The 24,350-nt window shown below is 73.4% G+C and carries 18 protein-coding genes and 1 pseudogene; 7 read left to right on the top strand and 12 right to left on the bottom strand.

Features of this window, described 5'->3' with window-relative positions:
* Positions 1–52: 52 nt before the first annotated feature.
* The 5 genes and pseudogenes from ABZY20_RS07655 to ABZY20_RS07635 form a co-directional block, all read right to left on the bottom strand.
* A complete protein-coding gene (locus tag ABZY20_RS07655; protein WP_356438014.1) occupies positions 53–382 on the bottom strand; it encodes a deoxyxylulose-5-phosphate synthase in 330 nt (109 codons plus the stop codon).
* Between the two features lie 129 nt (positions 383–511).
* Positions 512–1,435, bottom strand: coding sequence for a carbamate kinase (locus tag ABZY20_RS07650; protein WP_356438012.1), 924 nt, complete (start codon positions 1,433–1,435; stop codon positions 512–514).
* 7 nt (positions 1,436–1,442) lie between these two features.
* A pseudogene (locus tag ABZY20_RS07645) lies at positions 1,443–1,562 on the bottom strand (ornithine carbamoyltransferase subunit F); the annotation flags it as partial.
* Positions 1,563–1,609: 47 nt separating this feature from the next.
* Positions 1,610–3,106, bottom strand: a complete 1,497-nt coding sequence (locus tag ABZY20_RS07640; protein WP_356438009.1) for an amino acid permease — start codon at positions 3,104–3,106, stop codon at positions 1,610–1,612.
* A gap of 526 nt (positions 3,107–3,632) precedes the next feature.
* Positions 3,633–4,589 carry a universal stress protein gene (locus ABZY20_RS07635; RefSeq protein WP_356438007.1) on the bottom strand — a complete coding sequence of 319 codons (957 nt, stop codon included), beginning with the start codon at positions 4,587–4,589 and terminating at the stop codon, positions 3,633–3,635.
* 292 nt (positions 4,590–4,881) lie between these two features.
* On the opposite strand from ABZY20_RS07635, the gene ppdK reads away from it, so the two are divergent.
* The 5 genes from ppdK (at position 4,882) to ABZY20_RS07610 (ending at position 13,355) form a co-directional block, all read left to right on the top strand.
* Positions 4,882–7,581: a pyruvate, phosphate dikinase gene (gene ppdK / locus ABZY20_RS07630; RefSeq protein ID WP_356438005.1), complete on the top strand. Its 2,700-nt coding sequence runs from the start codon at positions 4,882–4,884 to the stop codon at positions 7,579–7,581.
* A 108-nt stretch (positions 7,582–7,689) separates the two neighbouring features.
* On the top strand, positions 7,690–8,073 hold the full coding sequence (locus ABZY20_RS07625; RefSeq protein WP_356438002.1) for a hypothetical protein: 384 nt from the start codon (positions 7,690–7,692) through the stop codon (positions 8,071–8,073).
* Between the two features lie 77 nt (positions 8,074–8,150).
* Positions 8,151–8,798 carry a CBS domain-containing protein gene (locus ABZY20_RS07620; RefSeq protein ID WP_356438000.1) on the top strand — a complete coding sequence of 216 codons (648 nt, stop codon included), beginning with the start codon at positions 8,151–8,153 and terminating at the stop codon, positions 8,796–8,798.
* Positions 8,799–9,019: 221 nt separating this feature from the next.
* Complete coding sequence (gene adhE / locus ABZY20_RS07615; protein ID WP_356437999.1) at positions 9,020–11,662, top strand: bifunctional acetaldehyde-CoA/alcohol dehydrogenase; 2,643 nt, start codon at positions 9,020–9,022, stop codon at positions 11,660–11,662.
* Positions 11,663–11,798: 136 nt separating this feature from the next.
* Complete coding sequence (locus ABZY20_RS07610; protein WP_356437996.1) at positions 11,799–13,355, top strand: oleate hydratase; 1,557 nt, start codon at positions 11,799–11,801, stop codon at positions 13,353–13,355.
* A gap of 73 nt (positions 13,356–13,428) precedes the next feature.
* Here ABZY20_RS07610 and ABZY20_RS07605 read toward each other — a convergent pair whose 3' ends face one another.
* The 7 genes from ABZY20_RS07605 to ABZY20_RS07575 form a co-directional block, all read right to left on the bottom strand.
* The gene (locus ABZY20_RS07605; protein WP_356437994.1) at positions 13,429–13,905 is read right to left on the bottom strand and encodes a hemerythrin domain-containing protein; all 477 of its coding nucleotides are present in this window, start codon (positions 13,903–13,905) and stop codon (positions 13,429–13,431) included.
* Positions 13,898–14,263, bottom strand: coding sequence for a cupin domain-containing protein (locus ABZY20_RS07600; protein ID WP_356437993.1), 366 nt, complete (start codon positions 14,261–14,263; stop codon positions 13,898–13,900). Before ABZY20_RS07600 ends, ABZY20_RS07605 begins: the two co-directional genes overlap by 8 nt.
* A gap of 610 nt (positions 14,264–14,873) precedes the next feature.
* Entirely contained in the window at positions 14,874–15,509 is a 636-nt protein-coding gene (locus ABZY20_RS07595; RefSeq protein ID WP_356437991.1) for a vitamin K epoxide reductase family protein, read from the bottom strand.
* The gene (gene narI / locus ABZY20_RS07590; protein WP_356437989.1) at positions 15,506–16,288 is read right to left on the bottom strand and encodes a respiratory nitrate reductase subunit gamma; all 783 of its coding nucleotides are present in this window, start codon (positions 16,286–16,288) and stop codon (positions 15,506–15,508) included. The genes ABZY20_RS07595 and narI overlap by 4 nt, the downstream gene beginning before the upstream one ends.
* Positions 16,285–17,076: a nitrate reductase molybdenum cofactor assembly chaperone gene (narJ, locus tag ABZY20_RS07585; protein ID WP_356437987.1), complete on the bottom strand. Its 792-nt coding sequence runs from the start codon at positions 17,074–17,076 to the stop codon at positions 16,285–16,287. The genes narI and narJ overlap by 4 nt, the downstream gene beginning before the upstream one ends.
* Positions 17,073–18,599, bottom strand: a complete 1,527-nt coding sequence (gene narH, locus ABZY20_RS07580; protein WP_356437985.1) for a nitrate reductase subunit beta — start codon at positions 18,597–18,599, stop codon at positions 17,073–17,075. Before narH ends, narJ begins: the two co-directional genes overlap by 4 nt.
* A 1-nt stretch (position 18,600) precedes the next feature.
* Positions 18,601–22,302, bottom strand: coding sequence for a nitrate reductase subunit alpha (locus ABZY20_RS07575; RefSeq protein ID WP_356437982.1), 3,702 nt, complete (start codon positions 22,300–22,302; stop codon positions 18,601–18,603).
* A gap of 405 nt (positions 22,303–22,707) precedes the next feature.
* On the opposite strand from ABZY20_RS07575, the gene ABZY20_RS07570 reads away from it, so the two are divergent.
* Together ABZY20_RS07570 and ABZY20_RS07565 are read left to right on the top strand one after the other, a co-directional pair.
* Positions 22,708–23,571 (top strand): DUF2249 domain-containing protein, encoded by an 864-nt coding sequence (locus tag ABZY20_RS07570; protein WP_356437979.1) that lies wholly within the window; start codon positions 22,708–22,710, stop codon positions 23,569–23,571.
* Between the two features lie 91 nt (positions 23,572–23,662).
* A complete protein-coding gene (locus tag ABZY20_RS07565; protein ID WP_356437976.1) occupies positions 23,663–24,166 on the top strand; it encodes a hypothetical protein in 504 nt (167 codons plus the stop codon).
* Positions 24,167–24,350: the final 184 nt, after the last annotated feature.

Below are 24,350 nucleotides of genomic sequence, written 5' to 3'. Positions count from 1 at the left end.
ACGATGACGGTGGTGAGGAGCACGCCGGCGTCGACCGGGACTTCCTGCTGGCTCAGGGCACTGCGCGCCGTACGAGTGCGGTCGCGAAGGGCTCACCGCTGCGACGGGCGTACGCCATCCGCTCGCGGACCTCGGACAAGGTCCGGGGACGGTAACCGGGCCCGCCGCAGCAACTCTTGTGGAAGCGGACGCCCGCGTGCAGCAGCACGGCCAGCGTCCGCCAGGCCGCGGTGTCCCGGCGGCGGGGCGTGGCGAAGGCGGAGCCGACGTGGACCAGCGGCTGCGCGCAACGAGGGCAGATCCGCTGCCTGTCCCTGTCGTGGGGCTGCTTGTATGCGGCCCGGCAGGGGAGGCAGACGTACGAGGTCTTCGCGTGGGCCATGTCGGGCAGAGTAGACGACGCCCGGCCGGAAGCGGCCTACGGCTCCTGGCCGTCGGCCCTGGAAGCCCATCTGGGCGGACCTTGACCGGAACGCGCACCCGGGTGTGCAACGGATACGCCCCGGATACATCAAGCCGCCGGGATCTCCGGACGCACCAGCGTGCCCGATCTGCCGTGGACGATCTCGTACGCCGCGTCCAGGGCGCCGATCGCGGCGATTCCTCCCGTGCGTTCGACGAAGCGGGCGGCGGCCTCTGCCTTGGGGCCCATCGAGCCTTCCGCGAAGCCGGCGCGGCGCAGTTCGGCGGGGGTGGCGTCGAGGACGGGGCGCTGTCTCGGGGTGCCGAAGTCGGTGTAGACGTTGGGGACGTCGGTGAGGATCAGGAGGAAGTCGGCCTTGAGGTCCTCGGCCAGGAGGGCGGCGGTCAGGTCCTTGTCGATGACGGCCTCCGTGCCGCTGAGCGCGCCGGTGGCCGGGTCGGCGACCACGGGGACACCGCCTCCGCCGGCGCAGATCACGAGCGTGCCCAGGCTGAGCAGGTCGTGGATGGTTCCGGCTTCGAGGATCCGCTCGGGGGTGGGCGACGCGACGACCCGGCGCCAGCCGGTGGTGTCCTGGCCGATCCGCCAGCGCAGTCTGCGGGCCAGCGTCTTGGCCTGCGAGTAGGAGTAGACCTGGCCGACGAACTTGGTGGGCCGTTTGAAGGCGGGGTCGTCCGCGCGGACGACGGTGTGGGTGACGAGGGCGGCGATCCGCTGGGCGGGCAGCACGTCGTGCAGCGTGCGGGCCAGCAGCGAGCCGATCATGCCCTGGGTCTGCGCGCCGAGCAGGTCCAGCGGGTACGGCGCGCTGAGGGCGGGGTCGGCCGAGCTCTCCACGGCCAGCAGCCCGATCTGGGGGCCGTTGCCGTGGGTGATGACGATCTCGTGGTCGCGGGCGAGGGAGGCGACCGCCGTGGCGACGCGGTCGATGTTCGCCTTCTGCACGTCGGCGTCGGGGCGTTCCCCCCGGTGCAGCAGGGCGTTGCCGCCGAGGGCGATGACGATGCGCATGGCTTGAGTCCTTTAGGGTGGCGGCGGGTACGGCCTTGATGGTGTGCAGCCGGTTCTCCGCCTGGTCGAAGACGAGTGGGGCGGGTGAGGAGAAGACCTCGTCGGTGACCTCCAGGCCGGTCAGGCCGGTCAGGCCGTAGGGCCGCGTCAGTCACGTCGGTCACGTCGGTCATGTCAGTCGTGGTGCGGGAGGGGGGCCCTGACGGTGCCGCGGGGGCGCGGGATTCCCGGCCGGCGGCGGGCGGGGGCGGGCGGTGGGGTCTCGGCGGGGCGCTCGTCGGGGGTCGCGGCCCGCTCGTCGGGGGTCACCGGGCGGCCGGGCTTGGGCCGCGCGTCGTCCTCGCGGCCGTGCCGCAGCCAGATGTAGACCGGCAGGCCGAGAAGCAGCACGAACAGCCCGTAGTAGACGGTCTGGTAGCCACTGCCCTGGATCGACCAGTAGGAGAAGGCCATGGCGAGCACGGCGACGGTCACGTCCCTGGCCAGCGTGCGCGGGCGCAGGCTCCCGCGGCCGTGCTCCAGCAGCCAGTACAGCTGCGCGGCGGCCGAGAACAGGTAGGGGATCACCGCGGTCAGCACGCTCAGCAGGACGATCTTCGTGAAGACGTCGTCGAAGCGGGTGTAGCTGAAGACGGTGATCAGCGAGGCGAGCACGGTGGACGCCACGATGCCGAACACGGGCACGTCGTTCTTCCCGCGCAGCGTCGCGAAGGCACGGGGGAACAGACCGTCGCGGGCGGCCGCGTACGGCATCTCCGCGCACAGCATGGTCCAGCCGTTCAGGGCACCGATGCCGGACACGATCGCGGCCACGGCGACGACGTCACCGGCCCAGGTGCCGCCCGTGATGTTGTTGGCGGCGTCGGTGAACGGGGCGGAGGTCACCGCGAGTTCACCGTGCGAGACGGTCCCGAAGACGGCGAGGGTGCCGAGGATGTAGATGGCCGCGCAGGCGAGGGTGCCGTAGACGGTGGCGCGCGGTACGTTGCGGCCCGGCTCCCGGACCCGGCTCGCGACCACGGAGGCGGCTTCCAGTCCGAGGTAGCTGAACAGGGCGATCGCACCGGCCGCCGAGATGGCGCCGAGCGCGGAACCGCCGCCGGCGTTGAACGCACCGAAGTTGTCCGGGTCGATGAACAACAGCCCGACGGTGGCCATGAAGACCAGCGGCACGAACTTCAGCACGGTGGTCAGCACCTGGAACGCGCCCGTGTTCCGCACCCCCGTGAGGTTGATCGCCGCGGGGATCCACAGTCCGATCAGCGCGATGAGGGCGGAGACCCAGGTGCGGTGCTGGGTGTTGACGAAGACCTCGACGTAGCCGACCCAGGCCACCACTATCGCGGCGTTGCCGGCCCACGCGGTGATCCAGTACGACCAGGCGTTGAGGAATCCGGCGAACTCGCCGAACGCCTCCCGGGCGTAGACGTAGGGCCCGCCGCTCGCCGGCGCCCGCTTCGACAGCGATCCGAACGTCATGGCCAGCGCGAGCGCACCGAGCGTGACCACGACGAACGCGACGAGGGAGATGGGACCGTACGGTGCCAGGGCCGCGGGGAGCGCGAACACGCCGGTGCCGATGATGCTGCCGATCACCAGCGCCGACGCCGCGGGCAGACCGAGCGACGCTCCTGGCGCGGGTTTCGCGTCGCCGCGTGGGGTGGGAGACATGACGGGGCTGCTCCTTGGACTGGTCCGTGGGGACGCCACGGGCGACTGAGGACGTGATCCTTCGTCAACGATCTTCCGGCGCGGCGCCTCCCACCGTGAGTGGCCGCTGGTCCCTCGGTGGGGCCATGGGTCCTTGTCCGGACCGCCCGGCCTGGGGAAGTCGGACACGTCGATGCGCTCACGCCGGCCGCTTCCGGTGAACTGCCGCCAGGCGTCGGCGTTTCGGGGACCTTGGGGTCCGGGCCGCACGCCACCGTGGAGAACTCGGCCGGGGGCGGCGGCCAGGGGGCAGCGGCCCGTGGACGGCGGCCCCGTGGACGGCGGCCCGTGGACGGCGGCCCGTGGACGGCGGGTAGGGGCCCGGGCCGGGCCCCTCGTCGGCGTCGGGTGTACGCCGCCACCGACCGTGCCGGGGCAGTGGGCGTCCCGGCCCGGCCGTTCCCAAGCGGCCCGGCCCGGCACGGTCCTGGGCGGCCCGATCCGGCCGGTCCCGGGCGGGCCGGGCCGCGTGTGCGTGCGCGTGGGCTCAGTCGTGCGGGACCACGGCGACGGGGCAGCCCACGTGGTGCAGGACGGCGTGTGTGACCGGACCCGAGTGGGCGCCGATCCGGCGTCCGTTCGTGCGGCGGCCCACGACGAGGAGTCCGGCGTCCCGCGCCGCGTGCACCAGGACGACGGCGGCCCGGCCCTCGGTGACGGTCTCGGTCACCGGGACAGCCGGGTACTTCTCCCGCCAGGGGCGCAGGACCGCGGTCACCGTGCGCTCCGCGTCACCCAGCGCCTGGCCCCGCGCCTGCCCCCGCGCCTGGCCCTCCGGTGGCACGTCCTCGACGTCCGTGAACGGCAGCGGCACCGACGGCACGGGGGTGTGCCGGGCGGGCGTCCGGCACGCGTGGACCACCCGCAGTCCGGTGCCGCGCCGCCGGGCGGCGTCGAAGGCCCATGCGATCAGCTCGTCGCAGGGGTGCTCGACGTTCAGTCCCAGCACGACCTCGCGGTACGGCGTCCGCGGGATCTCCTCCGGGGCGAGGCCGTCGGCGGCCGGCAGGTGCTCGTCGGCGGCGCCGCGGCCCGCCCGGACCAGCACCACGGGGCGGGCGGACCGGGCCACGACCCGCTGGGACACGGAGCCCGTCACGAACCCGCTCGCGGGCCCCAGACCGAGGGAGCCGAGGACCAGCATCTCGGCGTCGGCCGCGGCGGCGACCAGCGCGGTGACCGGCGCGTCGCACACCAGCCGCTCGGTGACCCGCAGACCGGGGTGGGCCGCCCGCACCGTGCGCACGGCCTCCTGCAGCGTCCGCTCGGCCCAGTCGTGCTCGGTGCTGTCCCCGGGTACGTACGGCGCGGAGCGGACATGGCGGTACCAGGCGTGCACCACGCTGAGCCCGGTCCCCCGCCGCTCGGCCTCCTGGGCCGCCCACAGTGCGGCAGCAAGGCTCGCGGGCGATCCGTCGACCCCCACCGCGATGTCGTGGATCATGACGCGTCCCCTCCCTGATCGGCCGGCTTCCGGATGATTTCCGGAAGACTTCCGGATGATTCCGGATGATTCCGGATGACTTGCCGAGTGGCTTTCGGATGGCTTCGAGCCTCCTCCGTCCGGGGGCCGGTGCTCAGGGGCTGCACAGCCCTGATTCCGGTCCTTTGGACCCTGCGGGGGCGGCCGGAGGGGGTCGGCCGGCCCTCGGGTCGGGACCTGCCGGTACCTCCCCGGCACGGCGCCGGCGGCCGACGCTGGAGGAGCCACGCCCCCAGCCGAGGAGAGCAACGTCATGGCGCGCTACGTGTACGACTTCACCGAGGGCGGCCGCGAGATGGCCGGCCTGCTCGGTGGCAAGGGATCGAATCTGGCCGAGATGACCCGGCTCGGTCTGCCGGTGCCGCCCGGTTTCGTCATCACCACCGAGGCGTGCCGCGCCTTCCTGGAGAGCGGCGGTGAGCCCGCGGGCATGTCGGAGGAGGTCGCCGAGCACCTGAAGGCCGTCGAGGAGGCGGCGGGCCGGCAGCTGGGGCAGCGGGACGATCCGCTGCTGCTGTCCGTCCGCTCGGGAGCCCGCTTCTCCATGCCGGGCATGATGGAGACGATCCTCGACATCGGGCTGAACGACGACTCCGTCCGCGGCCTGGCCAAGGCCGCCGGCAGTGAGCGTTTCGCCTGGGACTCCTACCGCCGTCTCGTGCAGATGTTCGGCAGTACGGTCATGGGGGTCGACGGCGGCCTGTTCGAGCGGGCGATGGCCGGGCTCAAGGAGCGGCGAGGCGCCCGCGACGACCTGGGCCTGGACGCCGACGACCTGGCCGGGCTGGTGGAGACGTACAAGAGCCTGATCCGGCGGGAGACGGGCGAGGACTTCCCGCAGTCGCCCGCCGAGCAGCTGCGCCGGGCGATCCTGGCCGTCTTCGAGTCCTGGAACGGGCAGCGGGCGCGCCTGTACCGCCGGCGCGAGCACATCCCCGACGACCTGGGCACCGCCGTCTCCGTGCAGCGCATGGTCTTCGGCAACCTGGGCCCCGACTCCGGCAGCGGCGTCGCCTTCACCCGCGACCCGGCCACCGGCCGTCCCGGGCTCTACGGCGACTACCTGCCCAACGCCCAGGGCGAGGACGTCGTCGCCGGCATCCGCAACACCGTGCCGCTGAGCGAGCTGGAGCGGCTGGACCCGGAGTCGTACACCCGGCTGCGGGCGCACATGGAGACCCTGGAGCGGCACTACCGGGACCTGTGCGACATCGAGTTCACGATCGAACGCGGCACCCTGTGGATGCTGCAGACCCGGGTGGGCAAGCGCACCGCCGAGGCGGCCTTCGCGCTCGCCGCCGCACTGGCCGACGAGGGGCTCATCACCCCGGACGAGGGTCTCGCCCGGGTGAGCGGTGAGGGCCTGGCCCGGCTGATGTTCCCGCGCTTCGACACCGCCGGGACCGGTGACCCGCTGGCCCACGGCCTTCCGGCCTCCCCCGGCGCCGCGGTGGGGATCGCGGTCTTCGACTCCGCCGAGGCGGTACGGCGTGCCGCCGCCGGCGAGCAGGTGGTGCTGGTCCGTCAGGAGACCACTCCCGACGACCTGCCCGGCATGATCGCCGCCCAGGCCGTGCTCACCAGCCGCGGCGGCAAGACGAGCCACGCCGCCGTGGTGGCCCGCGGGATGGGCAAGGTCTGCGTCTGCGGTGCCGAGGAACTCTCGGTGGACACCGGGGCGCGGCGCTTCACCGCGGCGGACGGCACCGTCGTCGAGGAGGGCACGCTGCTGTCCGTGGACGGCACCGCGGGTGCCGTGTACCCGGGTTCCGTTCCGCTGGTGGACTCGGCCGTCATGCGCTTCCTGGAGGAGGGCGGTGCGGGTGACCGCGCGGCGACCGGGGTGGTCGGCGCGGTGGCCCGCGCGCTGGACCGGGCCGACGCGGTGCGGCGGCTGGAGGTGCGCGCCAACGCCGACACCCCTGAGGACGCCGCCCGCGCACGCCGGTTCGGTGCGCAGGGCATCGGCCTGTGCCGCACCGAGCACATGTTCCTCGGCGAGCGCCGCAAGCTCGTGGAGGAGATGATCCTGGCCGGTACGGACACCCGGCGCGACCGGGCGCTGGCGGCCCTGCTGCCGCTCCAGCGGGCGGACTTCACCGGCATCCTTCAGGCGATGGACGGCCTGCCGGTGACCATCCGCCTCCTGGACCCGCCGCTGCACGAGTTCCTGCCGGACCGCACCGAACTGGCGGTGCGGATCGCCGCCGCGGAGGCCCGCGGCGACGTGCCGGACGCGCACGAGGCCGAACTGCTGGCCGCGGTGAACCGCATGCACGAGGAGAACCCGATGCTCGGCCTGCGGGGCGTGCGCCTGGGCCTGGTGGTCCCGGGGCTGATCGCCATGCAGGTCCGGGCGATCGGCGAGGCGGTCGCGCAGCGCCGCCTGGACGGCGGCGACCCCCGGGCGGAGATCATGGTCCCGCTCGTCGGGGACGTCAGCGAACTGCGGATCGTCCGGGAGGAGGTCCGGCGGGTGCTGGCCGAGGTCTCCGAGGCGTCGGGCGTGCCGGTCACCTGCCCCGTCGGCACCATGATCGAGCTGCCCAGGGCGGCGCTGACGGCGGGCCGGATCGCCGAGGAGGCGGAGTTCTTCTCCTTCGGCACCAACGACCTGACCCAGACCACCTGGGGCTTCTCCCGCGACGACGTCGAGGCGGAGTTCTTCTCCGCCTACCTCGACAAGGGCGTCTTCCCCGCCTCCCCGTTCGAGACGATCGACCGGGACGGCGTGGGCCGGCTGGTGCGGATCGGCGTGGCGGAGGGCCGTGCCGCGCGGCCGGACCTGAAGATCGGCGTCTGCGGCGAGCACGGCGGGGACCCCGAGTCGGTGCACTTCTTCCACGCCGCCGGCCTCGACTACGTCTCCTGCTCGCCGTTCCGGGTCCCGGTGGCGCGGCTGGAGGCGGGACGGGCCGCGCTGGAGGGTGCCGAGGGGAGCGACACCAGGTGAGGGAGCAGGACGGTCGGCCCCTGGGAGCGGGGCCGACCGCCCCTGGGAGCGGGACGGGTCGCGCGGCAGGCTGGACACAGGACGCAGCGATCAGGAGGAGTGGCGCACATGACTGACCAGGACATCGGTATCGGCGGCCCCGGCACCACCGTCCGGGTGCGCGCCCAGGGCGAGGTCGACGAGCAGTCGCTCGCCTACATCCGGGAGAAGGTCGGCGCCGCGCTGGACCGTCCCGGCCTGCCGCCCGTCGGCGGCGAGGTGCGCGTGGTCAGGGCCGCGGCCCACCACGACGAGCTGCCCTGGTCGGCCGGCGCGGAGATCCGGGTGGGACACGACCTGGTGGTCGTCCACGCACGCGAGGCCACCGCCCGGGAACTCGCCGACCGGCTGCAGGACAGGCTGCGCAGCAGCACCAACCGTGCCGCACACCGCTGGGACGCCACCCGCAGGACGGCCACGCCGCCCCCGTGGCGCGGCGGCCCGGACCGTTAGCGCGCCCGGCGCCCGGTCCGGCGGGGAGGTGAGGCCTCATGCCCCTTCCCCGCCGTGCTCGTGAAGGAGGAGACACCGTGCCCACTCGCAGTGTCGGTGAAGTGATGACCAGGAACGTCGTGCAGGCCCGCCGGACGACACCGTTCAAGGAAGTGGTCCGGCTGCTCGACCAGCACCGGATCAGCGGGCTGCCGGTGCTCGACGACGACGACAAGGTGCTCGGCGTGGTCTCCGGAACCGACCTCGTGCGCGCGCAGGCGCAGCGGGCCGACCGGGATCCGTCGGCCGCCGTCACGGCGGCGGACGTCATGTCGAGTCCCGCGATCACCGTGCACCCGGAGCAGTCCGTCCCCGACGCGGCCCGGCTGATGGAGCGCCGTGGCGTCGAGCGGCTGCCCGTGGTCGACGAGGAGGACCGGCTCATCGGCATCGCCACCCGCCGTGACCTGCTCCGCGTCTTCCTGCGCACGGACGACGACATCCGCCGCCAGGTGACCGACGAGGTGCTGGCCGGTGCCCTGGGGCTGCCGGACGGGGCCGTCCGCGTCTTTGTCCGCGACGGTGTCGTGACCCTCGACGGCCGGGTGGAGCTGCGCAGCCAGGTGCCGGAAGCCGTCCACGCCGTGTGGCGGCTGGAGGGTGTCGTCGGCGTGATGAACGCGCTGACGTTCCGCGTCGACGACGTCGCGCCGCCCGTCGCCGCCGGCAGCACCGAGGTCCGGTGACCCGCCCGGCCCGCGCACGTGCGGGCACGACCGGGGCCCGGGCCGAGGGTCCCTGCCGAAGAGGGCCCAAGGGGTGCGCAAGGGGACCTTCGGAGCCTGCTGCGGCGCCCGGCCAGGCAGGACAGTGGAGTCAGGGAGGGGCACCGATCCCCCGCGGTGCCCCTCCCGTTCCGACGCCGCCGCCCTCGCACGGCGGCCCCTGACAACGGAGGCAGACCACCATGACCCGACAGGACTCGCGGACCGCGGCCACCCTGGCCACCGAGGCCCCCTCCGACACCGCGGTCGCCGTGGACCGTCTGGTCACCGCCGGCCTCAAGGCGCTCGCCGACTACGAGTCCCTCACTCAGGAGCAGGTCGACCACATCGTCAAGAAGGCGTCGGTCGCCGCCCTGGACCAGCACACCGCGCTGGCCCGGCTGGCGGTCGAGGAGACCGGGCGCGGCGTCTTCGAGGACAAGGCCGCGAAGAACATGTTCGCGTGCGAGCACGTCACGCACAGCATGGGCCGCATGAAGACCGTCGGTGTCATAGCCCGCGACGACATCGAGGACGTGGTCGAGATCGCGGAGCCGGTGGGTGTCGTGTGCGCGATCACGCCCGTCACCAACCCGACCTCCACGACGATCTTCAAGGCGCTGATGGCGCTGAAGACCCGCAACCCGGTGGTGTTCGCCTTCCACCCCTCCGCGCAGCGCTGCAGCGCCGAGGCCGCCCGCGTCGTGCGGGACGCCGCCGTCGCCGCGGGCGCGCCGGAGCACTGCGTGCAGTGGATCGAGAGCCCGTCCGTCGAGGCGACCAGGACGCTCATGCACCACCCCGGTGTCTCCCTCATCCTGGCCACCGGCGGCAACGCCATGGTCAAGGCGGCCTATTCGGCCGGCAAGCCCGCCCTCGGCGTGGGCGCCGGCAACGTCCCCGCCTACGTCCACAGGAGCGCGAAGCTGTCCCGGGCCGTCAACGACCTGGTGCTGTCCAAGTCGTTCGACAACGGCATGATCTGCGCCTCCGAGCAGGCCGTCATCCTGGACGACGAGGTCTACGACGCGGCGCTCGCCGAGTTCCGCGCCCTGCACGCCCACCTGGCCACCGCAGAGGAGAAGGCGAAGCTGGAGTCCTTCCTGTTCCCCGCCGCCGGCGGTTCGGGCGGCGGCTGCGAACCGAAGGTCAACGCGGCGGCCGTCGGCCGGAGCCCGGCGTGGATCGCCGAGCAGGCCGGGTTCTTCGTGCCGGAGCACACCTCGGTCATCCTGGTCGAGGCCGAACGGGTCGGCCCGGACGAGCCGCTGACCCGGGAGAAGCTCTGCCCGGTGCTGGCGGTGCTGCGGGCGGCGGACGAGCGGCAGGGCTTCGACCTGGCCGCCGACATGGTCGCCTTCCACGGCCAGGGCCACAGCTCCGTCATCCACACCGAGGACCGGGAACTCGCCGAGGCGTACGGCAGGCGGATGAAGACCGTCCGCGTCATCGTCAACTCGCCCTCCTCGCACGGCGCCATCGGCGGCATCTACAACGGGCTGCTGCCCTCGCTGACCCTGGGCTGCGGCTCCTGGGGCAGCACGTCGGTGTCCAACAACGTCACCGCCGCCCAGCTGCTCAACGTCAAGCGGGTCTCCGCCCGGCGCAACAACCTGCAGTGGTTCAAGGTCCCGCCGAAGATCTACTTCGAGCCGCAGGCCATCCGCTACCTGACCTCCATGCCGGACGTCCACCGCGTCACGATCGTCACCGACGCCACCATGACGCGCCTCGGTTTCACCGACCGGGTGAGCCGGGTCCTGCAGCGCCGGCCGCAGCCGGTGACCCTGCAGATCATCGACAACGTCGAACCGGAGCCCAGCATCGACTCCGTGCAGCGCGGCGCCCGCCTGATGCGGGACTTCCGCCCGGACACGATCATCGCGCTGGGCGGCGGCTCGCCCATGGACGCGGCGAAGGTGATGTGGCTGCTGTACGAGCAGCCGGACATCGACTTCGCCGACATGCGGCAGAAGTTCTCCGACATCCGCAAGCGTGCCTTCCGCTTCCCCACCCTGGGCAGGCTGGCCCGCCTGGTGTGCGTGCCCACCACGTCCGGGACCGGCGCGGAGGTCACCCCGTTCGCCGTGATCTCCGACCCGGCGTCCGGCAAGAAGTACCCGCTGGCCGACTACGCTCTCACCCCCAGCGTGGCCATCGTCGACCCGCTGCTCACCACCGAACTGCCCCCGGCGCTGGCCGCCGACAGCGGCTTCGACGCCCTCACCCACGCCATCGAGGCGTACGTGTCGGTCTACGCCAACGACTTCACCGACGGCCTCGCCCTGCACGCGATCCGCCTCATCTTCGGCAACATCGAGGCGGCGGTGAACGAGCGTGACGGCTCGGCCGGGGCGCGGGAGAAGATGCACAACGCCGGCACCATCGCGGGCATGGCCTTCGGCAACGCCTTCCTCGGCATCGTCCACGCCATGTCCCACACCCTCGGCGCCACGTTCCACATCGCCCACGGCCGCACCAACGCGGTCCTGCTCCCCCACGTCATCCGCTACAACGGCACCGTCCCGACGAAGCTGACCGGCTGGCCCAAGTACGAGAACTACCGCGCCCCCGAACGCTTCCAGGACATCGCCCGCACGCTGGGCCTGCCGGCGGCGACCCCGGCCGAGGGCGTGGAGTCGCTCGCCGCGGCCGTCGAACGGCTCCGGGACGCCGTCGGCATCGAGCCGGCGTTCCGGGCCCTCGGCGTCGACGAGCGCGCCTTCCTCGACGCACTCCCTCAGCAGGCCCTCAACGCCTACGAGGACCAGTGCGCCCCCGCGAACCCGCGGATGCCGATGCTCGACGACATGCAGGAGCTCATGCGCGCCGCCTACTACGGCTGAGCGCAGTCGACCGAGGGGCGACCGAGGCCGGACGGGCGGGCACCGTGCCCTCGCCCGTCCGGCTCGGTCCGTCCAGGCCCCGGGACGTGACGCCGCGGGGTGCCCGAACGACCTTGTGAGAAGAAGGAGTTGTGTGATGGCGAAGGCCCATGTGGTGGGCAGCGGGATCGCGGCGCTCGCGGCCGCGGCGTTCCTGATCCGCGACGGCGGTTTCGACGGAACGGACATCCACCTCTACGAGGAGGAGCCGAACCCCGGCCCGGACGCGCACAGTACGGCGGAAGCCGCGTACGGCCCGTTCGGCGGGCGGATGTTCGAGGCCGAGTCCCGCTGCACCCGCGACCTGCTCTCGGGTGTTCCCTCACTCGACGACCCCTGCGTGTCCGTGGCGCGGCAGGTCCTGGACGGGCACGAGGACGTCACCCTGGACGGCATCGCCCGGCTCGTCGACGGGGACGGGAAGACCGTCGACACGCTCTCGATGGGCTTCTCCGAGCGCGACCGGCTGGAGCTGGTCCTGTGCCTGGCCACGCCCGAGGGGCAGCTGGACGGCAAGCGGATCAGCGACTGCTTCGGCGAGCACTTCTTCACCACGCGCTTCTGGTTCCTGTGGTGCGCCCCCTTCGCCTTGCAGCCCTGGCACAGCGCCATCGACTTCCGTCGTCATCTGAGGCACTTCCTGCGCCGCTCCCCCGGCCTCCCGTCCACGTCCGGCGTCATCCGCACCCGAGACGACGTCCACGTCTCCATCACCCGCCCCTTGACGGCCTGGCTGCGGGGACACCGCGTCACCTTCCACAGCGGATGCCGCGTCACCGACCTCGGACTCGCACCGGGACGCCGCGGCACCACGGTCGAGACCCTCTACGTCACGCGGCACGGACGCAACGAGAAGATCGCCGTGGCCCCCGGCGACCTGGTCCTGGTGACCAACGGGTCCGTCACCGACGCGTGCAGCACCGGCTCGCACACCACCGCACCGGCTCCGCGTCCGCACCGCTCCGACGCCTGGCTGCTCTGGCACCGGCTGGCGCGCGGGCGCGACGACTTCGGCGACCCGGCGGTGTTCGACAAGTCCGTCAAGGAGTCCGCCCTGGTGTCGTTCACCGTCACCACGGAGGATCCCGCCCTCCTCACGGCTCTGGAGGCGCTCGGCGCCGGCGAGGGCGGCTCGGTGACCTTCACCGGCTCCCCGTGGTTGCTCACCGTCGCGGCCGGCCCCCGGCCCGGCCACCGCGACCGGCCCGACGGCCCTGTGGTGCTGCGGGGTCACGGCCTGTACACCGACCGCGCGGGCGACGCCACACCCAAGCCGATGACGATGTGCTCCGGCCGGGAGATCCTCGAAGAGGTCCTGCACCACCTGAGGTTGGACGAGGCGACGACCGCGCGCGTCCTCGCGGCGTCGACGGTCGTGCCGTGTCTGATGCCGTACCTCACCAGCCCGTTCCTGGCCCGGCGCCGGGGCGACCGGCCGCAGGTCGTACCCGCCGGGTCGGTGAACCTGGCGTTCGTCGGCCGGTTCGCGGAGGTGCCGGACGACGTCGCCTTCGGCGTCGAGTACTCCGTGCGCACCGCCTGGACGGCGGTGGCCCGGCTCCTCCACCTCGACGGACAGCCGCCCGCCGTGTTCACGGGGCGTCACGCTGCCCACGAGTTGGCCGCCGCCCTGGAGACCGTGCACCGCCGGTGACCCGCCCAGGCAGCCCCGTGCCCCCGCTCGGCCGAGCGGGGGCACGGGGCTGCCTGGGCGGGAGTGCGGCCGGTCAGGCGGTGGGCCTGGCCAGGGCGCTGCCCGCCCTGGCGCGCACGGCCTCGACCGTTTCCCATTCCTCGGTGCCCAGGTTCGCGAGTGCGGCCGGGAAGACGCCGTCCTGTTCCTTGAGGATGTGGTCGCGCAGCACGGCCATCGCCTCCATGAGCCGGTCCGACCAGGCCGGGTCGGTGGGCGTCGCGCCGCCGGCGGCCTCGGCCAGCACGGCCTCGATGCGGCGGTGCTCGGCCTCCAGGGCGGCGATCTGGTCCGGGAAGTCCGCGGCCAGCGCGGGGAACAGGCCGTGCTCCTCCACCTGCGTGTGCGGGCCGAGCACGGCACCGATCCCGCGGACGACGCGCGCCATGGCGGCCACGTCGCCGTCCCGGTGGGACGAGCGGAGGTGACTGATCAGACGGACGACCTCGTCGTGCTCGCGGGTCAGCTCGTCGATCGACGCCAGCGACTGGCATCCGCAGTACTCACACACCGGCTTCTCCCTGTTCGTCGCCGTCGCCGGAGCCGGCGGGTGCCGGGGCGGGCAGCATGGTCAGCAGCATGATGCTGGGCTCGACGGCCCGCACGGTGTGCGGCAGCCTGGCGGGCAGGCGGATCCAGCTCCCGGGGAGGGCCTCGGTCTTCTGCTGGCCGAGGACGAGGTCGAGGCGGCCCTGGACGACCTGGATGACCACGGGCAGGGCCGAGGTGTGCTCGGTCAGTTCCTGGCCGGCGGCGAAGGCGAAGCCGACCACGCGCAGCCGGTCGTCGCGGTAGAGGACGCGGCTGAGGGTGCCGTCCTCGGGCAGCGGCAGTTCGGCGGCGAGATCGGTGATGACGGTGGCGGACATACGGGCGTCTCCTCACACGGTGGTCGGGGGCGGGGGCGGGGGCGGGGGCGGCGATCAGTCTGACGCTGACGGCGCCCGGCGGGCGGTCCGCCTGCCCGCGGTGCCCGCCCGTGCGGCGCACGGCTGCGTCGGGCCGGGGCGGCGGGGCGGCGGGGGTGCCCGGGCGGGCGACCGCGGCCGGGTCGCGGTCGACTGCGGCGGAGGGCGGGAGGGCGCGGGTCAGCCGGGCGGTGGCGCGTAGGCCGCCGGGCGGCTGCACGACCCGGTAGCCGGGGCCGATGGCCGGCGAGCCGAGCATCCAGCGGGTGGGCTCCCCTCCGCCGGGGCCCGGCATCCGCTTGCCCCGGAGGGCCGGCGGCCGGTGCCCGGGCGGGCGGTCCGCGGCCGGTCCGTCGCCGGGGACGGGGACTGGGACCGGGACGGGGACCGGGACCGGGACGGGGACCGGGACCGGGACGGTCCGCGGGCTCGGGTGGTGTGTCGGTGCCATCGTCCGTGCCTCGCTCTCTGACCGCACGGGTGCCGCTCGGGCGAACCTAACCCGCGGAGCCGTCGCGGGGAGAGGGCCGAACGTCCCGTTCGACAGGGCAGGTGGTCCGGCTGCCGGCGGTCACAGCAGGCTGCTCCAGTACGGCCAGAAGCGGGTGAGGACGAGCAGCGCGATCACCCCGTACCAGGCGCCGAGCAGCAGCACGTGCGTGTCCCGGACGACCTCCAGCACACCCCTGGGGGCGGGGACGATGCCCTGTTCCAGGCAGTGCAGGGTGACGTGGAAGAAGAGGGCGATGGTGACGACCCAGACGACGGCGCAGTAGGGGCACAGCCGGTTGAGCTCGTACAGCGACTGCCCGATCAGCCAGTGGACGAACACCACCGCGGCGAGGGCCCCGGCGTTCAGCGTCAGCCACAGCCGCCGGTGCAGACGGGCACCGGTGAGCACGGCGGCGCCCAGGGCGGCCACGGCGGCGAAGGCGCCCAGCCCGAGCAGCATGTTGGGGAAGCCGAGCAGACTGCCCTGCGGGCTGGTCATGACGCTGCCGCAGCTCACGACGGGGCTGAGGTCGCACGGCGGCCGGTAGCCGGGATCGCGCAGCAGGCGCCAGTCGTCCGCGGTGAGCTGGAAGGAGGCGAGCCAGCCTGCGATCCCGGTGAGCAGCATGACCAGGCCCGTCCGGCGGGACGCGCCGACGGTGCGCGGGCGCCGGACGGCCGCGGTGTCCTGTGCGAGCGCCGGTCCGCTGCTCATGCGGCGCGTCGGGAGCCGGAGGGCGGCCGGGTCCGGCGGGTGGCCGTCGGGGCCGCGGTGGTCGTGGCGCGCCGCCGGTAGACGAGGTACGGGCGGGCGAGGTAGCCGATGGGGGCGCTCCACACGTGGACCAGCCGGGTGAAGGGCCAGGCGGCGAAGAGCAGGAAGGCGCTCAGGGCGTGCAGCTGGAACAGCAGCGGCGCGCCCGCGATGGCCTCGGGGTGGGGCTGGAGGACGAACAGGCCGCGGAACCAGACGGAGACGGTGGCACGGTAGTCGTAGCCGGCGCCGAAGACGTTGTGCGCGGCGGTGGCGGTGATGCCGAGCAGGACGGTGGCGGACAGCAGGGGGAACAGGAGTTTGTCGCTGCGGTCGGTGCCGAGGCGGATCTGCCGGGTCAGCAGCCGGCGGGCGCACAGCATGCCGAGGCCGGCGACCATGGCGACGCCGGCGACCGATCCGGCCCAGACGGCCGTGGTGTGGTAGGCGTGCTCGGTGATGCCGGCGGCCTCGGTCCAGGAGTCGGGGACCGCCAGCCCCACGACATGCCCGGCGATCACCATGAAGGCGCCGAGGTGGAACAGCGGGCTGCCCCAGCGCAGCCAGCGGTGCTCCAGCAGCTGGGTCGTGCGGGAGGTCCAGCCGAACTGGTCCTGGCGGTACCGCCAGACGTGCCCGACGGCGAACACGGCGAGGCAGATGTAGGGGACGGCGACCCACAGGAGCAGTTCGGCGCCGTTCGCCGGGCCGGCGGCCAGAGGGAGGAGCGGGGTGGTCATCGTGGGCCTTCCGTACGGCTGGTCGGGGCGGGCGGTACGCGGGTCGGCGGGGCGGGCACCGGCGGGACGAAGGTGCCGGGAGGCGCGAACTCGCCGTCCCCGTACGTCCCGTACGGGTCCAGGCCGACCTCCTCGCCGGGCGGGCCCTCGGCGATGAGTTCGGCCACCGCGGCGCGGTCCGCCTCGGTGGGCGGCGGCAGCAGGGTGAGCAGCGCGGCCAGGACGTGCCGGTACGGCGAGTCGGCGTCGGTCAGGGCGCGGTGGATCAGCTCAAGGCCGCGCCGGTGCTGGCGCAGCGGTGCCTCGCCGCCGCCGGGGCCGGCCAGGGCGGCGAACTCCAGCACGACCGGGAGGTGGTCGGGCAGTTCGCTGCCGTCGGTGTCCCAGCCGGCGGCCCGGTAGCGCTGGTTCAGGGTGAGCAGGGCCATGCCCCGGCGGCGGGTGTCGCCGTGCAGGTAGTAGGTGAGGTACAGGCTGCTCTTGCGGCGCAGGTCGAACATGTCGACGTAGGTCCGCTCCAGGGCCTCGGGCTCCTGCGCGGCGAACCAGTCGGTGAACCGGGCCAAGTGGTCCGCCGCGGGCGTGGCCGGCAGGGCCCCCACCACAGTCGCCAACTCGGCTCGGGAAGCGGTCAGTTCGGTGTCCGGGTACTGCAGCAGCAGCGACACCAGCCGCAAGGTCAGCGCCCGGCCCGCCGTCTCCTGCGGGGTGAGCCGGGTCGGGCGGCGTACGGCCGCGCGGACCCGGGTGCGGACGAGGCCGGGGATGGTCGACGGGATCGGGCTCACGGACGGCCTCCGGCGGGGGTGTTGCGGCGCAGGGTGGGGATGCCGAGCATGACCTTGCGGGGCTCGGCGTCCCCGGAGGTCTCGACGGGGCAGCGGTTCTCCAGGGCGGAGAGCGCGGCGGCGTCCTCCTTGTGGGCGGCGGGGACGACGTAGCGGTCCTGGTACTTGGCGACGGCGAGGAGCCGGTGCAGGTCCTCTGCCTGACGTGCCGTCAGGCCGACGGCCTCCAGCAGGGTCTCGTCGCCCTCCTCGCCCAGGGTGCGCTCGCGCATGTACGAGCGCAGCGCGGTGAGCTTCATCAGCACACCCGCGACGACGTCGGTGTCCCCGGCGGTGAACAGTTCCGCCAGGTACTCCAGCGGGATGCGCAGCCGCGTGACGGCGGCGAAGACGTGGTCGGGGTCGTCCTGGTCGCCGCCCGCAGCGTCGACGGCGTCGAGGACGGGGGACAGCGGCGGCACGTACCAGACCATGGGCAGGGTGCGGTACTCCGGGTGCAGCGGCAGCGCCACCTTGTGCCGCATGACCAGGTCGTACACCGGGGAGCGCCGGGCGGCCTCCAGCCAGTCCTCGGGGATGCCCGCCTCGCGTGCGGCCGCGCGCACCTCGGGATCGTGCGGGTCGAGGAACACGCCGCGCTGGGCGTCCAGCAGGTCCTTCTCGTCCGGGGTGGCGGCGGCCTCGCCGACCTTGTCGGCGTCGTAGAGGAGCAGGCCGAGGTAGCGCAGCCGGCCGACGCAGGTCTCGGAGCAGACGGTGGGCTGGCCGGCCTCGATCCGGGGGAAGCAGAAGGTGCACTTCTCGGCCTTGCCGGTGGCGTGGTTGACGTACACCTTCTTGTACGGGCACGCGGTGACGCACATGCGCCAGCCGCGGCAGCGGTCCTGGTCGACCAGGACGATGCCGTCCTCGACCCGCTTGTACATCGCGCCGGACGGGCAGGCGGACACGCAGGCGGGGTTGAGGCAGTGCTCGCACAGCCGGGGCAGGTGGAAGAGGAAGGTCTGCTCGAACTCGAACTTCACCTTCCGGGCCCATTCCCCGGTGAGGTTGGGGTCGCCGCCCGCGTTCTCGGGCGCGCCTCCCAGGCCGTCCTCCCAGTTGGCGCCCCAGGTGATGGCGGTGGGCCGGCCGGTGAGGACCGAGCGGGGCCGGGCGACGGGCATGTCGTTCCGGGCGGGGGCGCTGACGAGGTTGTCGTAGTCGTAGGTGACCGGCTCGTAGTAGTCCTCGAGGGACGGCAGGTCCGGGTTGGAGAACAGCGACAGCAGCCGCTTGACCCGGCCGCCGGAGCGCAGCACGAGCCGGCCGCGCCGGTCGAGCATCCAGCCGCCCTTCCACTGCTCCTGGTCCTCGTAGCGGCGCGGGTAGCCGACGCCCGGCTTGGTCTCGACGTTGTTGAACCAGGCGTACTCGACGCCGGTGCGGTTGGTCCACGTCTGCTTGCAGGTGACCGAGCAGGTGTGGCAGCCGATGCACTTGTCCAGGTTCATGACCATGGCGACCTGAGCCATCACGCGCATGTCAGTACTCCACGTTCTGCGAGCGGCGGCGGATGACCGTGACCTCGTCGCGCTGGTTGCCGGTCGGGCCGTAGTAGTTGAAGGCGTACGTGAACTGCGCGTAGCCGCCCGCGAGATGGGTGGGCTTGAGCAGCAGTCGCGTCAGCGAGTTGTGGATGCCGCCGCGCCTGCCGCTGACCTCGGTCTTCGGCACGTTCACGGTGCGGTCCTGGGCGTGGTACATGTACACGGTGCCCTCGGGCATGCGGTGCGTGACCACGGCGCGGGCGGCGACGACGCCGTTGCGGTTGTAGGCCTCGATCCACTCGTTGTCCCTGACGCCGATCTTCTCGGCGTCGGCGGTGGACATCCAGACGGTGGGTCCGCCGCGGGACAGGTCGAGCATGTACTTGTTGTCCTGGTAGTTCGAGTGGATGGACCACTTGGAGTGCGGGGTGAGGTAGCGGACGGTGACCTCCGCCCGGTCCGTGTCGTGCAGGTGCTCGTCGCCGTAGTGGCGCGGGGTGTTCAGCGGGGGCCGGTAGACGGGGAGTTGTTCGCCGAGTTCGGCCATCCAGTCGTGCTGGACGAAGAAGTGCTGCCGGCCGGTGAGGGTGTGCCAGGGCTTCTTGTGCTCGGTGTTGATGACGAACGGCGAGTAGCGGCGCCCGCCGGTCTCCGAGCCGGACCACTCGTAGGAGGTCATCACGGCCCGGGGCTGGGTGCGGGTGTCGGCGAAGGTGATGCGCTCCGCCTCCCGCTCGGAGGCGAGTTCCACCAGGCCCTCGCTGCCGGTGCGCCGCTGCAGTTCGCGGAAGCCCTCGGTGGCGAGCCGGCCGTTGGTGGTGCCGGACAGGGCGAGGATCGCCTCGCACATCTCGCTCGCGGTGGCCAGCGAGGGCCGCCCGGCGGCGATCCCGTCCCGTACGGTCCCGTTGCGGTGCCGCAGTTCCTCGATCTCCCGGTCCGGGTGGACGGTGACGCCCTTGGTGGTGGTGCCGAGGGTGTCGAGCAGCGGGCCGACGGCGCGCATCTTCTGCCCGATCGCGGCGTAGTCCCGTTCGACGACGGCCAGCTTCGGCATGGTCCGCCCGGGGACCGGCTCGCACTCTCCGGCCTTCCAGTCCCGTACCACCCCGCCGGGCTGGGCGAGTTCGTCGGGGGTGTCGTGCAGCAGGGGCACCGCGAGGACGTCGGTGCGGGTGCCCAGGTGCTCGGCGGCCAGCTCGCTGAACCGGTCGGCCATCGTCAGGAACGTGTCGTAGTCGGTGCGGGCCTGCCAGGGCGGGGCGATGGCCGGGGTGAAGGCGTGCACGAAGGGGTGCATGTCCGTGCTGGACAGGTCGTCCTTCTCGTACCAGGTGGCGGCGGGCAGGACGACGTCGGAGAGCAGGCCGGTGGAGGTCATCCGGAAGTCCATGGTGACCAGCAGGTCGAGCTTGCCCTCGGGTGCCTCCTCCCGCCAGACCACGTCCCTGGGCCGGTGCTCGGGCGGGGTCTGCTCGGAGCGGACCGCCGCGTCCGTGCCCAGCAGGTGCCGCAGGAAGTACTCGTTGCCCTTGCCGGAGGAGCCCAGCAGGTTGGCCCGCCACACGGTCAGCACGCGCGGGAAGTTGGCCGGGTCGTCCGGGTCCTCGACCGCGAACCGCAGCCGTCCCGACTTCAGTTCCTCGACGACGTGCTCCGCGACGGGCCGGCCGGCGCGCTCCGCCTCGTCGGCCAGGTCGAGCGGGTTGCGGTTGAAGCCGGGGTGGCCGGGTGTCCAGCCCATCCGCACGGCCTGCGCCAGGCAGTCCGCGAACCCCTTGCCCGCGAACCGCCCCTTGCCGAGCGGGGAGGCCAGCTCCTCCGGCCCGAACGCCTCGTAGCGCCACTGGTCGGAGTTCAGGTACCAGTAGGAGGTGCCCGCCATGTGCCGGGTGGGGCGCTGCCAGTCGAAGGCGAAGGACAGGTGCTGCTGCCCGGTGACGGGGCGGACCTTCTCCTGGCCGACGTAGTGCGCCCAGCCGCCGCCGTTGACGCCCTGGCAGCCGGTCATCGTGGTCAGCGCCAGGAAGGCCCGGTAGATGGTGTCGGAGTGGAACCAGTGGTTGGTGCCGGCGCCGAGGGCGATCATGGAGCGGCCTTCGGTGCGTTCGGCGTTGCGGGCGAACTCCCGGGCGATCCGCGCCGCCTGCCCGGCCGGGACGGAGGTGATCGTCTCCTGCCAGGCGGGGGTGTACGGCTCGGCCGCGTCGTCGTAGCCGGTGGGCCAGGTGCCGGGCAGGCCGGGGCGCGCGACGCCGTACTGGGCGAGCATCAGGTCGAAGACGGTGGTGACCAGACGGCCGCCGACGGTGCGGACCGGCACGCCCCGCAGCATGGCCGTGCCGCCCTCGGTGGTGCCCTCGTCGAACCGGGGCAGGGCGATCTGCACCGTCTCCTCGGCCGACTCCAGCAGGCTCAGCTCGGGTTCGACGTCTCCGAGTTCGAGGTTCCAGCGGCCCCGCCCGGCTTCCCCCCACCGGAAGCCGAGCGAGCCGCCGGGGACCACCGGTTCTCCGGTGGCCCGGTCCAGCAGGACGGTCTTGTGCTCGGCGTGCTCCTCGTCGTCCCGGCCGAGATCGGCCGCGGTGAGGAACCCGTCGGGGACCAGTCCGTGTGCGTGCTCGCGCAGGGTCACCAGGAACGGCGCGTCCGTGTAGGTCCGCAAGTACCGCTGGAAGTACGGCACTTCGCGCTCCACGAGGAACTCGCGCAGGATCACGTGGCCCATGGCCATCGCCAGCGCGCCGTCCGTGCCCGGGTGCGGGGCCAGCCATTCGTCGGCGTGCTTGACGTTGTCGGCGTAGTCGGGGCTGACGGCGACGACCTTGGTGCCGTTGTAGCGGGTCTCGGTGAGGAAGTGCGCGTCGGGGGTGCGGGTGACGGGGATGTTGGAGCCCCACATGATCAGGTAGCCGGCGTTCCACCAGTCCGCGGCCTCCGGTACGTCGGTCTGGTCGCCGAAGACCTGCGGGGAGGCGATCGGCAGGTCGGCGTACCAGTCGTAGAAGGACAGCAGCGTGCCGCCGATCAGCGAGTGGAAGCGCGCCCCGGCCGCGAACGACGCCATCGACATCGCCGGGATGGGCGAGAACCCGGCGACCCGGTCGGGGCCGTACGCCTTGACGGTGTGCACCTGCGCGGCGGCGACCAGCTCGCTCACCTCGTCCCAGTCGGCCCGCACCAGGCCGCCCTTGCCCCGGGCCCGCTTGTAGGCGCGGGCCTTGGCCGGGTCGGAGGTGATCTCCGCCCAGGCCGCCACCGGGTCGCCGAGCCGCTTGCGGGCCTCGCGCCACAGCTTCAGCAGCGCGCCCCGCACATACGGGTAGCGGACCCGGCTGGGCGAGTACGTGTACCAGGAGAACGACGCCCCGCGCGGGCAGCCGCGCGGCTCGTACTCGGGGCAGTCGGCGCCGATCGACGGGTAGTCGGTGGCCTGGTGCTCCCAGGTGATGATGCCGTCCTTGACGTACACCATCCACGAGCACGAGCCGGTGCAGTTCACTCCGTGGGTGGAGCGCACGACCTTGTCGTGGGCCCACCTGTCCCGGTAGAAGCCCTCCCACTTGGGGTCGCCCGTGCCGAACACGGCGCGTCCGTCGGCCGACACCTCGCGGCGGGTGAGCAGTCTGCGGGTGGCCAGCGGCCAGCCCGCACCGGCGCCCGGCGCCTGACGCCGGGCTTTGTGATCGTTCTCCATGGACCGGAACGCTAGGGGGCGCGGCACCTGCCGCACCCGGGGCCGGCGGTCCCTGCACGGTGTCCCTCCGGCCCCATCCTGCCGGCCGGAGAGGGGACCAATGGTCCCGGTGATGGGGTCCGGTCGGCCGGGGGGACCGCCGGGACCGGGGCCGCATGCTGAGCACGGATCGAACCGCGGAGGCCCGTCCGCCCGTGCGACCGAGTTCCCGTGTCCGTCTGCGGCCGTTCACCCGTCCCCCGGCCGCAGGAGACGCGGCGCGCACGGCGTGTGCCCTCCGGTTCCTTCGCGCGTCCGGTCGCGCGGTGCGGCCGGACGCGGCACCCGCCCGAGAGCCGGCGCCCGGACTGCCGCCTGTGCGCGCACACCCCGGCCGCGCCGGCCCGACCTGCCAAGGACACGACCATGAGCGTGCTCACTCTCGCCTCGGACCCTCAGGACGCCGCGGCCCTCGAAAGCGCCGAGGCGCACCACGCCCGCCTGGCGGGGGAACTGGCCGGCCGGGTGCAGATGCTGCTCACGGCCGTGGGCCGCGACCCCGGCGCCGCCGAGAGGATCCACGCCGGGCTGGTGGCCTTCTGCGACCGCTCGCTGCTGCCGCACGCCGCGGCCGAGGAGGCCGCGCTGTATCCCGCCGCGCACGGGCTGCCGGAGGCCCGCCTGCTCGTCGAGAGCCTGGTCGGCGAACACCGCTGCCTCGCCACGCTGGCCGACACCCTGCGCGCCGCGCCCGGCCCGGCGGACGCGGCGGCCGACGCCCGGGCGCTGCAGGTCCTCTTCGAAGAGCACGTGGCCAAGGAGAACGGCCTCGTGCTGCCGCTGCTCGCCCTGGCACCCGAGGTCTCCCTCGCCGGGCTGATGACGGACATGCACCGCAGGCTCGCCGGTGACCCGCGCGCCGGGAGCGCCGGGGACGACGCCAGGGACGCCAGGGACGCCGGGGACGCCGGGGGCGCTGCGGAGGGCCGCGCCCCGCGCGCGGGACGGCCCGAGGAGGCCGGGGGCTGCGGTGGCGCGTGCGGCTGCGGCGACGCGCCGGAGGCGGCCGAACCGGAGCTGGACGTGCGGGAGGTGCCGCACGCCCTGCGCCACGCCACCGTCTTCGGCGCGCTCGACGCCGTCCCGGCGGGCACCGCGATGGTGCTGGTCGCCCCGCACGACCCGCTGCCGCTGCTGGCCCAGATCGAGCAGCGCCACCCCGGGGCCTTCTCCGTCGAGTACCTCGTACGCGGCCCGGAGGCCTGGCGGCTGCGGCTCAGCCGTCACTGACACGCGTACGACACCACCCCGCGTCCGAGTCCGACTCCGAATCCGGATCCGGATCCGGATCCGAGTCCGAGGAAAGAGAGAACACCAGGTCATGAACGGATCACACCGGCGCGCCGCCGCCCTGCTCGGGACGGTCGGTGTCGCGCTGTCGGTCGCCGGACCGGTCATGCTGCTGCGCGCCCGCAGCGGCAGGAAGGAGATCCGCGCCGAGCTGACGGCCCAGAAGATCACCTTCCCTCGCCGCGGGCTGCCCGCCGAACTCGCCTCCTACGCCGGCGGCGACGTCGACACCGGCCCCGCGGCGCACGCCTACGCCCGGTTCATCCAGGGCAATCTCGCCCACGCCACGGGCGGCCGCACCTACGCCGAGATCACGTCGGAGCTGTATGCCGCCGGGGGTGACGACGAGAAGCTGGCCGAGCTGCGCCAGACCGCGTTCATGGGCCAGACCCTGCGCGCCTCGCTGCTGTCCGCCTACCAGGCGTGGCACCTCACCACCCTGGTCACGGGCCTCGGCGCCGCACTGACCGGTCTGGGCGTCGCCCTGCTCGCCACCGCGGACGCCCTGACGCCCCGTACCGCGCACCACCGCTGAACACGGCCGGCCCGCGGCACCTCTGAACACGCCCCGGCCCGGGGGCCGGACGGTCCGCCGGACCCCGTCGACGCGCGGAACCCCGGCGGTCCGCCGGACCTCGTGGACGCGCGAAATACCCGGACGGTCCGCCGAACCCCGCGGACGCCCGAAACCCTGGCAGTCCGCCGAACCCCGCAAACGC

Source organism: Streptomyces sp. NPDC006624, from assembly GCF_040611555.1.
Taxonomy (GTDB): Bacteria; Actinomycetota; Actinomycetes; order Streptomycetales; family Streptomycetaceae; genus Streptomyces.
The sequence above is the reverse complement of the archived record's forward strand: the minus strand, read 5'-3'. Positions and strand labels throughout refer to the sequence as shown.

Coding starts and splice junctions, on each gene's coding strand:
- ABZY20_RS07650 (WP_356438012.1), bottom strand. CDS start 1,435: ATGCGCATCGTCATCGCCCTCGGCGGCAACGCCCTGCTGCACCGGGGG.
- ABZY20_RS07570 (WP_356437979.1), top strand. CDS start 22,708: ATGAGCGTGCTCACTCTCGCCTCGGACCCTCAGGACGCCGCGGCCCTC.
- ABZY20_RS07655 (WP_356438014.1), bottom strand. CDS start 382: ATGGCCCACGCGAAGACCTCGTACGTCTGCCTCCCCTGCCGGGCCGCA.
- ABZY20_RS07595 (WP_356437991.1), bottom strand. CDS start 15,509: ATGAGCAGCGGACCGGCGCTCGCACAGGACACCGCGGCCGTCCGGCGC.
- ABZY20_RS07565 (WP_356437976.1), top strand. CDS start 23,663: ATGAACGGATCACACCGGCGCGCCGCCGCCCTGCTCGGGACGGTCGGT.
- ABZY20_RS07610 (WP_356437996.1), top strand. CDS start 11,799: ATGGCGAAGGCCCATGTGGTGGGCAGCGGGATCGCGGCGCTCGCGGCC.
- adhE (WP_356437999.1), top strand. CDS start 9,020: ATGACCCGACAGGACTCGCGGACCGCGGCCACCCTGGCCACCGAGGCC.
- ABZY20_RS07640 (WP_356438009.1), bottom strand. CDS start 3,106: ATGTCTCCCACCCCACGCGGCGACGCGAAACCCGCGCCAGGAGCGTCG.
- ppdK (WP_356438005.1), top strand. CDS start 4,882: ATGGCGCGCTACGTGTACGACTTCACCGAGGGCGGCCGCGAGATGGCC.
- narH (WP_356437985.1), bottom strand. CDS start 18,599: ATGCGCGTGATGGCTCAGGTCGCCATGGTCATGAACCTGGACAAGTGC.
- ABZY20_RS07575 (WP_356437982.1), bottom strand. CDS start 22,302: ATGGAGAACGATCACAAAGCCCGGCGTCAGGCGCCGGGCGCCGGTGCG.
- ABZY20_RS07600 (WP_356437993.1), bottom strand. CDS start 14,263: ATGTCCGCCACCGTCATCACCGATCTCGCCGCCGAACTGCCGCTGCCC.
- ABZY20_RS07635 (WP_356438007.1), bottom strand. CDS start 4,589: ATGATCCACGACATCGCGGTGGGGGTCGACGGATCGCCCGCGAGCCTT.
- ABZY20_RS07625 (WP_356438002.1), top strand. CDS start 7,690: ATGACTGACCAGGACATCGGTATCGGCGGCCCCGGCACCACCGTCCGG.
- narI (WP_356437989.1), bottom strand. CDS start 16,288: ATGACCACCCCGCTCCTCCCTCTGGCCGCCGGCCCGGCGAACGGCGCC.